This is a genomic window from Verrucomicrobiia bacterium (genome assembly GCA_035946615.1).
Classification (GTDB): domain Bacteria; phylum Verrucomicrobiota; class Verrucomicrobiia; order Limisphaerales; family UBA8199; genus DASYZB01.
In genome coordinates this window covers 20548-35141 of the sequence record DASYZB010000053.1, presented here as the reverse complement: position 1 = coordinate 35141, position 14594 = coordinate 20548, and the positions used below count along the sequence as shown (strand labels likewise).

Sequence of the window (14594 nt, the reverse complement as noted above, 5' to 3'; positions counted from 1 at the left end):
CTCTTATGATTAGCACTAAAGAAAGCGCCCGGGAATTACTCGGGCTGGACAAGGTCAACCAAGTGGAGTACGTCGCGATCGCTGTCGCGTCGCCCGATGCCATCCGGTCCTGGTCCAAAGGGGAGGTCAAGAACCCCGAAACCATCAATTACCGCACCTTTAAGCCTGAAAAAGGCGGTTTGTTTTGCGAACGCATTTTCGGCCCGGTGAAGGACTGGGAATGCTCGTGCGGGAAGTACAAGCGCATCAAGCATCGTGGGGTAGTCTGTGATCGCTGTGGCGTTGAGGTCACCCTGGCCCGCGTCCGCCGCGAGCGCATGGGCCATATCGAGCTGGCGGTTCCGGTTTGCCATATCTGGTTCTTCAAGTGCATGCCATCCCGCATCGGCTTGGTCCTCGATGTGACCGCTCGCAATCTCGAACGCGTCATTTATTACGAGGATTACATGGTCGTGGACGCCGGTTCGACCCCGCTCAAGCAACACCAGTTGCTCAGCGAACATGAATACCGGGAGGCCCGGGAGACCTATGGTCCGGAGGGCTTTGTGGCTAAGATGGGCGCCGAAGCCGTCCGCGATGCCTTATCCAGGGTGGACTTGGGCAAGCAGATCGAGCACTTGCAGCAGGCGATGACCGAAACCAAGAGCAAGCAGATTCGCAAGAAATTGGCCAAACGCATCAAGCTCCTGCAGGGCCTCCAATCCTCCAAGAGCCGGCCGGAATGGATGATCCTGACCGTTCTGCCCGTCATCCCGCCCGACTTGCGCCCGCTCGTTCCGCTCGAAGGCGGCCGGTTCGCCACTTCAGACCTCAATGACCTGTATCGCCGGGTCATTAACCGCAACAACCGGTTGAAAAACCTTCTCCAGCTCAAGACTCCCGAGGTCATCATCCGCAATGAAAAGCGGATGTTGCAGGAAGCCGTGGATGCCTTGTTTGATAACGGCAGGCATGGCCGTGCCGTCACCGGCGCCGGCAATCGCGCTCTCAAATCGCTCAGCGATATGCTCAAGGGCAAGAGCGGCCGGTTCCGCCAAAATCTCCTGGGCAAGCGTGTCGATTACTCTGGCCGCTCCGTCATCGTCATTGGTCCGGAACTCAAGCTCCACCAGTGTGGGTTGCCCAAGAAAATGGCCTTGGTGCTCTTCGAGCCGTTCATCATCCGGCGTTTGAAGGAACTGGGTTACGTTCACACCGTCCGGTCTGCCAAGAAAATGATCGAACGGCAGACGACCGAGGTGTGGGACATCCTCGAAGAGGTCACCAGGGGGCACCCGGTGCTGCTCAATCGCGCCCCAACACTCCACCGGCTTTCGGTGCAGGCATTCGAACCCCAGCTTATCGAGGGCGAAGCCATTCGTATTCATCCGCTGGTTTGCACGGCTTACAATGCCGACTTTGATGGTGACCAGATGGCTGTGCACGTCCCGCTCTCGGTCGAAGCGCAGTTGGAGGCGCGACTGCTGATGATGGCCCCCAATAACATCTTCAGCCCATCGAGCGGCAAGCCCATTATCACGCCCACCCAGGACATCACCCTGGGCTGCTACTATCTCACCGCCGATCCGCGCACGCCCCCTGCAACCAATCCCAACCTGTTGCGGCTGTTTGGCTCCAAAACCGAGGCCATCTTCGCCTATAGCGACGGCGCTACCACCACCCATGAACGCGTCCGCCTTGCCAATCCTGATTTTGGCAAGAAGACCGAGTATGGCGATGCCACCAAGAAGGTCATCGAGACCACCGTTGGCCGCATTTTGTTCAGCGAAATCTGGCCGCCCGAGATGGGTTTCCCAAACAAACCGGTCAAGAAGAGCGAATTGGGCGATTTGATCTGGAAATGCTACAAGATTTGCGGCCACGAAAAGACCGTCATTATGCTCGATAAGCTCAAGGAACTCGGCTTCCGCGAAGCCACGCGGGCGGGTGTTTCCATCGGGATTGATGACATGATCATTCCCAAAGAGAAGGAGCAAGAAATCGAGGCCGCGCAAAAGCAAATCCGCGAGGTCGAGAAACAATATCGCAAAGGTGTCATCACCCCGGGTGAGCGGTATAACAAAATCATCGATATCTGGACCCACTGCACGGACCAGATTGCCAACGTCATGCTGCGCACCCTCGAAACCAACCAGGGCAAACGCGAATATAATCCCGTCTCGCTCATGGTTGATTCCGGCGCGCGTGGCAATCGACAGCAGGTGCGCCAACTCGCCGGCGTGCGCGGTCTGATGGCCAAACCTTCCGGAGATATCATCGAGAAACCCATTCTCTCGAACTTTCGCGAGGGCCTCACCGTCCTGGAGTATTTCATCTCGACCCACGGCGCACGAAAAGGTCTCGCCGATACGGCCCTCAAAACCGCCGACTCGGGTTACATGACCCGCAAACTCGTCGATGTCGCCCAGGACGTGATTATCCGCGAAGACGATTGCGGCACAACCAACGGCATCTGGGTCCAAGCCATCTTTGAAGGCGAGGACGAAGTGGTCCGGCTGAGTGAACGGCTGATTGGCCGGCATTCTTGCGATGACGTTTTCAATCCACAGAACCCGAAGGAATTGCTGGTACGTGCCAACGACGAGATCGATGAAATCAAGGCGCGCCAGATCGAAACTTCCGGTGTCGAGCGGGTGAAAATACGCTCGGTGCTCACTTGCGAGAGCAAACACGGCGTCTGCGTCAATTGTTATGGCCGAAATCTGGCCACGGGCGCTCGGGTGAAACTTGGGGAGGCGACGGGGATTATCGCCGCCCAATCAATCGGTGAGCCTGGAACCCAGCTCACCATGCGCACCTTCCACATCGGTGGAACGGCATCGCAGGTGTTCAAACAGCCCCAGATCAAGGCCAAGTACGACGGCACCGTCCGTTATAATGAACTGCGCCTGGTCGAGTTGGAGGACGGCAATAACATAGTGCTCAACAAAAACGGCTCCGTCTCTATTCTGGCTGACGATGGCCGGGAGTTGGAACAGCACAACGTTGTCATCGGCTCGGTTATCGCGGTGAAGGATGGGAGCAAGGTTAAGAAGGGTGAAACCTTTGTCCAGTGGGACCCATACAACGTCCCCATCCTCTCCGAAAAAGCTGGCCGGGTGAAGTTCGCCGACATCATCGAAGGGGTTACGATGAAACAGGAACTTGATGAGCAGACCCAGCAGGAAGCCATGGTCGTCATCGAGCACAAGGAAGACCTGCATCCCCAGATTATAATCCTGGATAACCAGGATGAGCCGCTGGCCAACTACCCCATTCCTTCCGGAGCCCATATTGTGGTCGCCGAGGGGGATCGGATTGTGGCCGGCACCCTCATGGCCAAGACCCCGCGCAAGACTTCCAAGACCAAGGACATCACCGGCGGTCTGCCCCGTGTGGCCGAGTTGTTCGAGGCGCGCCGGCCCAAGGACGCCGCTGAAATCTCGAAGATCGACGGTATCGTCGATTTCGGACCAAGCGTACGGGGCAAGCGCTGCATCCTGATCAAGGACCAGCAAACCCAGGTCGAAGAGGAGCATCTCATCCCCATCGGCAAGCACGTCATCGTGTTCAAGGGCGACTATGTCAAAAAAGGACAGCAGTTGACCGAAGGCCCGATTGACCCGCATGAAATCCTCGATATTTGCGGCCCGCAGGAGTTGCAGGAACACCTCGTCAACGAGGTGCAGGAGGTCTATCGCCTGCAGGGTGTGACCATCAATGACAAACACATTGAAATTATCGTCCGGCAAATGCTCCGAAAGGTTCGCATCACTGAGCCCGGGGACACCACCTTCCTCTGGGGCGAACAGGTCGATAAGCTCGAGTTCGAAGAAGAGAACCAGAGGGTGGAGAAAATGGGCGGCAAGCCTGCCGAGGCGCAGCCGGTGCTGCTTGGCATTACCAAGGCCTCGCTTGAAACCGAGAGCTTCCTGAGTGCCGCATCCTTCCAGGATACCACGCGCGTTCTAACCGAGGCCGCAACTCGCGCCCGAGTCGATTACCTGCGCGGGTTCAAAGAAAACGTCATCATGGGCCACATCATCCCGGCGGGAACAGGATTCGATTATCACCGCAAGGTACGCCTCAAACCCCTCGTCGAGATACAGGAAGAACCCGAGCCGGAGGAAGCCCTCGCGCCACCTGCTTTAGCCGCTGCGGAGAATCCACTTGTCGGGTAAGGCAATAATGACGCGCACGCCAAGGCAGCGGGACTGCTCTGGCGTGCGCTCGCCTGTTGGCTTGGCGGGAGGCGCGCTAGCGTCTTGGGCTGCGGCAGTCCTCCGTCGCTTTAAGGGTCTTGGAAAGCCCTTTAGAATTGCAGGAGCCGACGTGAGGAGGCTCTGATTTCGCCTGAATCACACCTCAGCAAGAATCGGGTGGGGGCTTTTGGCCTCTAAGCCGTATTCTTCTGTAATGAACTCAATGGCAAATAGCCCCACTGTCCCCCTCAGCCAGGCCGCCTTGGATTACGCTCGCATCGAACGCGCCATCCTCTTCCTGCAAGAGCGCTACCTCCAACAACCGGCCCTGGCCACCGTGGCTCGCGCCGTTCACATGAGTGAATATCATTTCCAGCGAGTCTTCAGTCGCTGGGCCGGCATCAGCCCAAAACGCTTTCTTCAATTCCTAACCATTGAACATGCCAAACAGCAACTGCTGAATTCCAAACCCGTGCTCGAGGCAGCTCTGGATTCGGGCCTGTCGAGCCCAAGCCGGTTGCATGACCTTTTTCTAAATATCGAAGCGGTCACCCCGGGAGAGTACAAAACCCGTGGAGGAGGAATCCAAATTCATTATGGATTTGCGGCAACACCTTTTGGCCGCTGTTTGCTGGGGCGGACTGGACGCGGCATTTGCTGGCTGAGTTTCTTCGGCAATGGCGGCGAGGAGACCGCCTTGGACGGCCTAAAGGACCTCTGGCGCAACGCCGAGTTGATTGAAGGCGGTGCGCAAACCCTTTCACTTGTGAACCGGATTTTTTCGAATATCGGCCATGGAAATAAAAAGCCCCTGAGCCTGTTGCTAATGGGCAGTAATTTTCAAATCAAAGTCTGGCAAGCGCTACTGCGAATTCCTATGGGTGCCCTTGTCAGCTATGAGGCTTTGGGACATTTTATCGGCGCCCCCCGCGCCTCGCGGGCTATCGGTTCGGCCGTGGGCGCGAATCCCATTGCCTATCTCATCCCCTGCCATCGGGTTATCCGCAAGCAAGGCCTTTGGGGCGGTTATCGTTGGGGACAGCCCCGCAAGCAGGCCATCCTCGCCTGGGAAGCAGCAAGGGGAATGAGTAACGAGGGGATCAAGGAAGAAGGATGAGGGATGAGCAGATCGGCCTCAATCGCGCGAAGCGTCTTGGACTGTGGCAGTCCTCTGCCGTTTTTCCCCGGACTACTGCTGACGGCGCAAGCTCTGAACCAACCTACTTCTTCGCTGCTTCGTAGTTCTTTGCCACCTCAGGCCAGTTCACCACGTTCCAGAATGCCTTGAGATATTCCGCGCGGCGGTTCTGATACTTCAGGTAATAAGCGTGTTCCCAGACATCGCAGCCGAAGACCGGTTTGCCCTCAGCGCCGCTTACGCCGCGGCCCATTAGAGGATTGTCCTGGTTGGCGGTAGAAACGATCTCGAGCTTGCCCTGGTTGACAACCAGCCAGGCCCAACCGCTGCCGAAACGCCCCATCGCCGCAGCCTCGAACCTTTCCTTGAACGCGTCGAAACTCCCAAAGGCGCCTTTGATATCATCGGCCAGCTTGCCGGCCGGGGCGCCGCCCGCCCGGGGCGCAAGCAGTTTCCAAAACATCGAGTGGTTGGCATGGCCGCCCCCGTTATTGCGCACCACGCCGCGCACATCCGCAGGCACCGCATCCAGGTTGCTGATCAGCTCTTCCACAGATTTTCGTTCCAAATCGGCTTTGCCCGCAATGGCCTTATTAACATTTGCCACATACGCGCCGTGGTGTTTGTCGTGATGAATCTCCATGGTCTGCGCATCAATATGCGGTTCGAGCGCCTCTTTCGGATAGGGTAGCGGTGGTAATTCGTATGCCATAAATATTCTTGAGTTAATTGTTCATTCCGTAAATGCCATCAGGCCCTTTAGCCAGGGGATACATCCAATAACCAGCAAAACATAGCACTTCTGTACCGGAGTCAAGCGGAGATCAAAAAAAGCTAAAAAGCTATCGCGGCCTGTGTTGCAACACCCGGGCTCTGATCATAATGTGAACTGGTGATCGCATTACTGGATTATGGTTCCGGCAACCTGCGCAGCGTGCACAAGGCGCTGCTAAAGGTTGGCGCAGAGGTTCGCATTGCGCGACACCCACACGAAATGGACGGCGCCGGAGCAGCCGTGTTGCCGGGTGTAGGGGCTTTTGACGATTGCATGCTTGCCTTGAAACGGCAGGAGTTGCTCGACGCAACACGGGAATTTATCAAGTCGGGCCGTCCTTTTCTTGGCATCTGCGTCGGTTACCAGGCCCTGTTTGAGCATAGCGAGGAGTTCAACAGTTGCGCTGCCGGCTTGGCAGTTTTTAAAGGGAAGGTCGTTCGATTTGAGCAGTCAAATGGGCTGAAGGTCCCTCAGATTGGGTGGAATCAGATCGAAATTATAAACAAAGCATGCCCTCTTTTCAACGGTGTTCCTGATGGCAGCTATTTCTATTTTGTCCACAGCTTCTTTCCTCAGCCCGTTGATGACTCGATTGTCGCGACCCGTACGGATTATGGTCAAACCTTCGCATCAGCGGTTTGGCGGGATAACATCTTTGCCACCCAATTTCATCCCGAGAAAAGCCAGAATGCGGGGCTGCAATTGCTAAGGAATTTTGTCGAAATAAAGAACGGAATCTCAAGCTCGGCTGACACCCGTTCCCGATGAGCGGCCCGGGCTGGTTTGTCAAGCGGCCTTATGCAAAGTCGCGCATACGGCGACATGGCTTGCTTCCATGCCCGGAACGGTTATCCTTGGTAAAACTATGGGCAACCCCGCTGCGCGCATGGGCGATTTAGTGCTTCAACAGGCCCCTCATTGTCATGCGCCTATTCATCCTCCAGCGCCCGTCCCCACACCCGTGCCGCACCCGGCCCTGCCGTTGGCCATCATTAAAGGAGAGCCGACCGTTCTCATTGGCGGTGCGCCTGCGGCCCGTATGACCGATATGACGGCGCCTTGTTTGCTTCCCGGTTGTGTCCCAGGCGGCCCCGGGATGATTATGCAGGCTTCTGCCACTGTCTTGGTCGGTGGATTGCCGGCTGCGCGGGTGGGCGACATGACCATGCACTCGGCCTGCGTCGCTCCAATTCCCAGCCCGACGGGCATGATTCTGCCTCCCGGCTGCCCAACGGTGCTCATTGGGGGTTGACCCAAGTGAGACTCCGCCATTTCGAAACACTGCGCCCAGTTTGCCCGGTCTGCCGCGGGGCCGGCCACGGCGATTTTCCGCTCCGCATTGCTCAAGTATGCCGGGAGCGACAGGGCGATGTGTTGGAGGGGGTGCTGCATTGCGGCAACACCGATTGCCGGCGGGAGTACCCGATCATTGATGGCATCCCTCTGCTGATTGGCAACTTGCGCCAGTATGTGGCGGACAACTTTGGCCTTATCTCCATGAGGCGGGATATAAGTCCGCTGATCGAGAGCATCCTAGGGGATTGTTGCGGGCCTGGCTCTGCTTTCGATCAAACCCGCCAACAGATCAGCTCGTATGTGTGGGAGCACTATGGAGACCTGGACCCGGGATTTGCTACAGGAGAATTCAAACCGGGTTCGATGATGGAGTCACTGCAAGCTGGTCTTGAGCTTGCCGCGACCTTGCAGGCGGGTCCAATCATTGATCTGGGCTGTTCAGTAGGCCGCAGTTCATTGGCTTTGGCCGAGGCGGGGTCTGAACTGGTCCTGGGCGTCGATTTAAATTATCCAATGTTGCGCTTCGCCTCGGAAGTCCTTCATGAAGGCACGGTGCGTTATCCACTGCGCCGCGCCGGTCTAGTGTACGAACGGCGGGAATTCGCCACCAGGTTTGCTCATCCGGAACAGGTGGATTTCTGGGCCTGTGATGCCACTGCGCTCCCCCTCCCAGCGGACACATTTGCCTTGGCGGTTAACCTCAATGTGCTGGACTGCGTTTCCTCTCCGCGCGAATTACTCGTTTCCATAGGGAGGCTGCTCAAGGAGGGGGGCAAGGCGATATTGACCTGTCCATACGACTGGTCACCCACGGCCACGGCGTTGGAAGCGTGGGTAGGAGGCCATTCGCAACGCGGGCCATTGGGTGGCTCCTGCGAGGCCGTTCTTCGAGCGCTCCTGACTCCCGGGGCGCATCCCGGTTCGCTCACCACTCTCAAGCTCGTGGCGGAACGTGAGAAGCTCCCGTGGCGCCTTCGACTCCACGATCGCAGCACAATGAATTACGAAGTTCACCTGGTGATTGCCCAGCGCGCGAGCCTCAAGTTGTAAATCCCCAGTTACGTTGAGTGGCAAAGGGAGGCGGAGAATTACGAGAATTATCGCGAAAAGAAAACGTTGGTCTGAGCCTGCAGTGTCCAACCGAGGTAATCGTTGGGCCAGGAGAGGGTGATTTGGCCCGCAGCTACCGAGACGACAATGTTAGTCGGGTGGGCGTCGGGCCGGTGCGCAGTACGCGCAGGGCGCCGTCGGTGAGGAGCGTACTATCATCCCATCTCAGGGAGGGTCCAGGAGCCGAAGCGCCCTCAGTTACAAGCTGCTTCGGCAGGTTCGCGCGCGACATAGGCTTCCTTAGGCATAGCAGTGCCGGTGACTTTGGCAAGGGTCTCAACGAGTTCGTTGACACGCGGGGGTTTGCTGAGCACAGCATCGACCTTGGCGACGTCTTCTCCTCGTTCTTCGAGCATTGTCCCCCAGCCAGTCAGCATGATCACACCGGTGCCGGGCGATTCGGATTTGATCCTCTCAGCCACCTCACGGCCATTGAGGCCGGGCATGCCCAGGTCGGTGATGACGACATCGAAGGGCTTGCCGGCGGTTTTTGCTTTTTTGAATATGTCCAGACCCAGTTCGCCGCCGTCGGCCGCTTCGACCTCATGGTGATAGAACTCGAGCACCTCTTTAAGCAACTCACGCAGCAATGGTTCATCATCGATGCACAGCACCCGCAACGAGGAGCCGGGGCGGGACGCGGAAGACAAAACCGGCTCTTTCGGTTTGGGCGGTTGGCGCAGAGGCAGGACCAGGCGAACGGTGGTGCCCTTGTTGAGCTCGCTTTGGACTTCGATTTTACCTTCATGGCGCTCGACAGTGCCATAGACCATAGCCAGGCCCAAGCCGGAGCCGCCGCGCTGTCGTTTGGTTGAAAAGAAGGGTTCGAGGCAGCGTTGGCGGGTGGTTTCGTCCATGCCTGTGCCGTTATCGGTGACTTCCAGCACGATGTGAGTTGGATTTTGGCTCTGGCCGGGAGTCGTGGCGAGGTTGACGGGGCGGGCGCCAAGGGTGATCAATCCACCTTGGGGCATGGCATCAACGGAGTTGAGCACCAGGTTGGTAAAAGCCTCGCGCAACTCGGATTCATTGCAATAAAGCTCCGGCAACGGGTCCTCGAAGCGGGTGCGCACCTGGACGACCGTGCCGCGGCTTTGAGGGATGTCCCTCCAACAGGGGCTGGTTAAATCGATGACTTGCTGGACCAGCTTTTCCAGCGAGACCAGGCGCAGAGGGTCTTTGTGTTCGCGGCGGCGATAGAACTCGCCCATCCGGCAGACGATTTCGGCGATATCCTCAGCCGAGGTGCGGATGTTCTCGAGGTTGCGCCGGGAGTTGTCGGTGAGGGTCGGCTCTTTTTTGAGCAACATCTCGGAGAAAGCGAGGATAGGGGAGAGGGCATTATTGATGTCGTGGGCAATGCCGCTGGCCATCTGGCCCAGGGCGCGCAAGCGCTCCTGCTGCATGACCGATTGCTGGGTCTGGCGCAATTCGTCATAGGCGTTCTGGAGTTCCTCGCGCAAACTGGCCTGCTGAAAGAGGCTGCGGCACTTCTCTTCGGCAGAAAGCACCTTGATCTGGAGTTCGCGTTTCTCAGAATCAATCGATTGAATCTGTTCGAGCACTTTTTTGTTGATGTGCCGCGCTTCCTCGAGCACGAGCACGATCATGCTCACGGCGATGAAGAGCTGGAGCACAGCCGAGAAGAGAAACCCTGCGTTAATAAGGGTATCAAACTTTTGCGAGATGGGGTAGGTCATCAAGTAAATGCCCCAGAGAAAGAACCCGAGAAAGAGCATGCCGACGGCCACAAAGGGGCGGTGTTGGCGGAAACGATAGAAGCTAAAACCGGCGAACATGCTGGCCAGGCCGGTCAGCACGAACGTGGGGCATTGAACGTAGAAGGGGTCGTGGGCAATCAGGCGCCCGGCATAACCCCAAGCCAGAAGAAAAGCTATAAAACAGCCAAACAGACTTTGGGGCGTTTTGTATTCCATGAAGGAGAGGCTGCCCCAAAGCAAAAAGGCGGCAGAAAGCGAGATGCACCAGTCCCGAATCATGACTACAAAAAAGCCTTGCGCGGGGCTGGGCACATTAATTCCAATGGTCAGCCACAGGGCATAAAAGAGCCAGGCGGCTGTCCAGATATTGAAATAATACCGTTTGGTATAGCGATTCAGGTAGTAAAAGAGCCCTACCAGGACCCAAACGCTCAGCAGTGAGACCAGCAGCGCTGCGCGCAGGTACTCGCGCGGAAAGATAATATCGAAACCTTTGACGCCAATCATTGGAAGTTATGGGTTGGTAAGTGGATTGACCGCAATCGGGAGCAAAACGCCCTGGGAGATTCAGTCAGCCAGGAGCTGACGGAAACTCTTTCACGCGACCGGCGATTACCTACGTCTCTCATTTTTAAAGACTTACAATTATTCAGCGGCGGTTTTCGACTGGGCCGAACGACTTACTGGCCGCTTTGGGGCTCTTTCGTTCTGGCGAAACAAAGAGTGTCCAGTTAGAAAGCCGACCCCGAACTGATTCATTTGAGAAAGAGCATTTCCTGAGCCAATCTATTCTGTGCAAAATCCCCTTCCGGGCCTCAATCATCTTGCTAATCAGCCCATTGCGTTGCCTGCCTCAGGCGACTATCTGAGCGCATTACTGGCCAGTTTTCTGGGTTGGACTCTGGACGCATTCGATTTTTTTGTCCTGATATTTGCCGTACCAGCAATAGCCAAGGATTTCCACACAGATATCAAAGCAATAATGGGAGCTGTCGCGGTGACTCTGGCCTTCAGGCCGGTGGGGGCCTTTATTTTTGGATTGCTGGCAGACCGTTATGGCCGTCGAGGGCCACTCATGGCGGACTTGATTTTTTATTCGGTCATTGAGGTCCTCTCCGGGCTGGCTCCGGATTACACGACCTTTCTGCTGTTGCGGGCTCTCTTTGGCATAGGGATGGGAGGAGAATGGGGTGTGGGGGCATCTCTGGTGATGGAAAAGGCGCCTGTGCGTTGGCGAGGTGTTTTATCTGGTTTGCTGCAGGAAGGATATGCGGTGGGGTACCTGCCGGCAGCTTGTTGCTATTTTGTGGTGTTTCCTCGCTGGGGCTGGCGGCCAATGTTCTTTGTGGGCGGGTTGCCGGCGCTGCTGGCGGTATTCGTACGATTCAAGGTCGAGGAATCGGCTGTGTGGCAGCAGGAAAGGCAGGAGAACTGGGGCAATCTGACAAAGGCCATCCTGTCGAACTGGAAAGTCTTTCTCTACCTGACCACCCTGATGATGATGATGAATTTTGCCTCACACGGCACGCAAGACATGTACCCGACCTTCCTCAAGGAGCAACGGGGTTTCTCGCCGCGCCAGGTAGCCATCATAGCGGTGATTTACAACCTGGGCGCCTTGAGCGGGGGGATAGTTTTCGGGTGGGTCTCTGACCGCTGGGGGCGCCGCCGTGGAATGATGACGGCGTTCGTTCTGGCAGCTATCCTTATCCCGCTTTGGGCCTATGCCCCGACCACCGCTTTGCTGGTGCTCGGCTCGTTTCTGATGCAGTTTATGGTTCAGGGTGCCTGGGGCGTCATTCCTGCACATATTACCGAACTGTCGCCTGGGTCGGTTCGAGGGTTTTTACCCGGTTTCGCCTACCAATGTGGAGTGTTGCTGGCGGGTAGCGTAGGCTATCTCGAGGCCCTCTTTGCGAAGAACCTCGATTATGCGACGGCCATGGCCCTGACGGCCGTGGTGGTATTCATTACTGGGGTAATAGTTATCGCTTTGGGCTCAGAGCGCCGCGGCGCGCGGTTCGGGGAGGGGCTGGGGCGTTGAGCCTGGAGCGTTAGAGCGTAGAGCGTGTGATGCTTGAACCTCCTGCCAGTCTCCAGTTTCGTGTCCTCAGATTTGGCTGGCGGAGCTGGTTTTGACCTTTATGCTGATAATTATGGTGAAACGACTCAATTGTTTGAGCATGAAATTTACAGTGGGCACGATGGTACTGCTGCTGATGCGACTCAGCGCCGGCGCTCAAATGCCCGGGCCAACCGCCTCGTCAGGCATTATGGCCGGACTCGGTCAGATGTTCGGCAGTATCAGCGCGTTTACTGCAAAGACCGAGGTGCAAGTGCTGGATGATTCGCAACAGGAGCGAATCGATACGCCGATGGAGTTTGCGTTTCTGGACGGAAAGATGCGTGTAGAAATGGACCTGAGCCAGGCAAGAAACCGGAACATGCCGGCCGGCATGGCCAATAGTCTCAAGCAGATGGGACTGGCTCGGGTCGTCAGCGTATTTCGTCCGGACAAGAAGACCGTGTATTTCATCTATCCAGACCAGAAAATACTCTTAAGCGGTCCCTTGGAAAGCGGAGTCAAAATCACGACCACGCCGCTGGGCAAGGAGGTTCTGGAAGGTCATCCCTGCGTAAAGAACCAGCTCACCATGACCGACGAGAAGGGGCACACGACAAAGGCCATCGTTTGGAATGCCAAAGATTTGAAGGATTTTCCAATCCAAATCCAAACCACCGAAAACGGCAATAACTCCTTTGTGCGTTTTAGCCAGATTAAATTCATCCAGCCTGATTCGAGCCAATTTGATCCTCCAGGAAACGTCGCCCAGTACAGTGATCAGGAGCAGTTCAAGCGGGCGATTCTGACGAAAATTGGAGCAGACTCGGGTCAGAAATAGCCGCCCAAGATTACAGGCGTCCTCGAGCCCCAATAGTTTACTTCTTCTTGAACAGGCCGCCGATGCCCTTGCTGATGTTATCCACGGCGCTATTGCTGCCTGGCGTCACACCCTTGAGCAGGCCAGTTGCCTGCTTGCTCAAATCGGCCACCGATGCGCTGGAGGCCTGTGCCGCCTCTTTCTCAACCGCTTGCAGCACTTCTTTGGCAAGCTCCGCCGGTGTAATGCCTTCAGGCCCCTGGCCCAAAGCCGTCAAGTGAATTTCCGGCAACGCCACACTCATCTCCCGTCCACCCAAACCAGTTACGCTGACATGCACCTTGCCGCCACGAATTAGGAAATCGTCCACCTGCAGTTTCTTGGTGGCTTTGGCCTGTTGCACCGGGGCGGGCTCGTTGGGTTTGGGAGGCGCGTTTTCGCCACCTGTGCTGTCCTGCAGGTTGTCGAGAATCTGGTTGAGATTGTTCTTTTTCAAATCCGTTTCGAAAGTGATTTCGGGCCCTTCCAGGTCGATCGCCCGGATAACGACCTTGTCAGAGAAGAGCGAGCGCGGTTCCAGAGCGAGGCTGGCGGTGGCGACCTGGATGGCGGAGGCGGTTTTGAAGCCTTGTGGGTTGCCGACGAAAAGGCCCTTGAGCTTCCCTGAACCGGAGAGGAGCGATAGGTTGACGGAGTCGAGTTTGACCTCGACTTTGGCCAGCATGGGCCCTGCGGTTTCGATGCCACGCTTGATAGCGGTGTCCAGGAACAGTGCGACTGCCACACCCGCCAGAATGACGAGAATGACCAAGGCGACTAAAACGCGAACGATGATTTTTTTCATAGACGGTGCGAATTAAGGTAAAAGCGCGGTGGGTTCGAGGGGCAATTGGTCTCAACTTTCTAAAACGGATTTAACGAGGTCCACAAGTTGTTTGGCTTGATAAGGTTTAGCCAGGAATCGGTTCGGTTTGGAAGGCATTTTATCAAAAATCTCCGGACCAACTGTACCACTGACCAGCAGTATCTTCTGGGCCGGTTCGAGCCGGCGGCAGGCTTGGATGAGCGCCATGCCGTTCATATTATGCATGGCGTAGTCCGTAATGACCAGGGCCGGCCGAGGGGAGGCGGCAGCATAGGCCCGGACGGCGGCCTCGGGGTCACGGAAAGCGCGGATTTCATAGCCCAAGGGCGCAAGGATGACCGTAGCCAGTTCCAAAAGCATTGCCTCATCATCGACCACATACACCAAAGTCCGGGTCGGGCGCTCCTCAGATGGCTCGCCCGTTGGCCTTTCAATTTCCATTTCCATTTTTCAGTAAACACCCGCTCTGGCTTGCTGGCAAGGGGGAAGCCAGGGCCCAATGACAGCAGTCTCCGATAAGACTGTCAACTGCCGCCTTTGGTTCACCCGGAAGTTGCTGATCAGACACTCCTTACGTCGTCTCCTACACGCAGGAATGGCTGGGCCCAACTCAGGGCTTGAAATCG

At 56.6% G+C, this 14594-nt stretch carries 11 protein-coding genes; 7 read left to right on the top strand and 4 right to left on the bottom strand.

Features of this window, described 5'->3' with window-relative positions:
- Positions 1-5 precede the first annotated feature (5 nt).
- Positions 6-4160: a DNA-directed RNA polymerase subunit beta' gene (rpoC, locus tag VG146_08735; protein HEV2392435.1), complete on the top strand. Its 4155-nt coding sequence runs from the start codon at positions 6-8 to the stop codon at positions 4158-4160.
- 235 nt (positions 4161-4395) lie between these two features.
- A complete protein-coding gene (locus VG146_08730) occupies positions 4396-5298 on the top strand; it encodes a methylated-DNA--[protein]-cysteine S-methyltransferase (GenBank protein ID HEV2392434.1) in 903 nt (300 codons plus the stop codon).
- A gap of 103 nt (positions 5299-5401) precedes the next feature.
- On the opposite strand, the gene VG146_08725 is transcribed toward VG146_08730, so the two are convergent.
- Positions 5402-6031: a superoxide dismutase gene (locus VG146_08725; protein ID HEV2392433.1), complete on the bottom strand. Its 630-nt coding sequence runs from the start codon at positions 6029-6031 to the stop codon at positions 5402-5404.
- Between the two features lie 180 nt (positions 6032-6211).
- Here VG146_08725 and hisH point away from each other — a divergent pair, with 180 nt between their 5' ends.
- The 3 genes from hisH (at position 6212) to VG146_08710 (ending at position 8440) form a co-directional block, all read left to right on the top strand.
- On the top strand, positions 6212-6862 hold the full coding sequence (hisH, locus tag VG146_08720; protein HEV2392432.1) for an imidazole glycerol phosphate synthase subunit HisH: 651 nt from the start codon (positions 6212-6214) through the stop codon (positions 6860-6862).
- A 67-nt stretch (positions 6863-6929) separates the two neighbouring features.
- Positions 6930-7346 carry a PAAR domain-containing protein gene (locus VG146_08715; protein ID HEV2392431.1) on the top strand — a complete coding sequence of 139 codons (417 nt, stop codon included), beginning with the start codon at positions 6930-6932 and terminating at the stop codon, positions 7344-7346.
- A gap of 5 nt (positions 7347-7351) precedes the next feature.
- Positions 7352-8440, top strand: a complete 1089-nt coding sequence (locus tag VG146_08710) for a methyltransferase domain-containing protein (GenBank protein HEV2392430.1) — start codon at positions 7352-7354, stop codon at positions 8438-8440.
- Positions 8441-8694: 254 nt separating this feature from the next.
- Here the strand turns inward: VG146_08710 and VG146_08705 are convergent, their stop codons facing one another.
- Positions 8695-10728, bottom strand: coding sequence for an ATP-binding protein (locus VG146_08705; protein ID HEV2392429.1), 2034 nt, complete (start codon positions 10726-10728; stop codon positions 8695-8697).
- Positions 10729-11014: 286 nt separating this feature from the next.
- Between VG146_08705 and VG146_08700 the strand changes: the two genes are divergently transcribed.
- Positions 11015-12265: an MFS transporter gene (locus tag VG146_08700; GenBank protein HEV2392428.1), complete on the top strand. Its 1251-nt coding sequence runs from the start codon at positions 11015-11017 to the stop codon at positions 12263-12265.
- A gap of 139 nt (positions 12266-12404) precedes the next feature.
- Entirely contained in the window at positions 12405-13124 is a 720-nt protein-coding gene (locus VG146_08695; GenBank protein HEV2392427.1) for a hypothetical protein, read from the top strand.
- Between the two features lie 37 nt (positions 13125-13161).
- Here the strand turns inward: VG146_08695 and VG146_08690 are convergent, their stop codons facing one another.
- Both VG146_08690 and VG146_08685 read right to left on the bottom strand, forming a co-directional pair.
- Positions 13162-13947, bottom strand: coding sequence for a hypothetical protein (locus VG146_08690; GenBank protein HEV2392426.1), 786 nt, complete (start codon positions 13945-13947; stop codon positions 13162-13164).
- Positions 13948-13998: 51 nt separating this feature from the next.
- Entirely contained in the window at positions 13999-14409 is a 411-nt protein-coding gene (locus VG146_08685; protein HEV2392425.1) for a response regulator, read from the bottom strand.
- Positions 14410-14594: the final 185 nt, after the last annotated feature.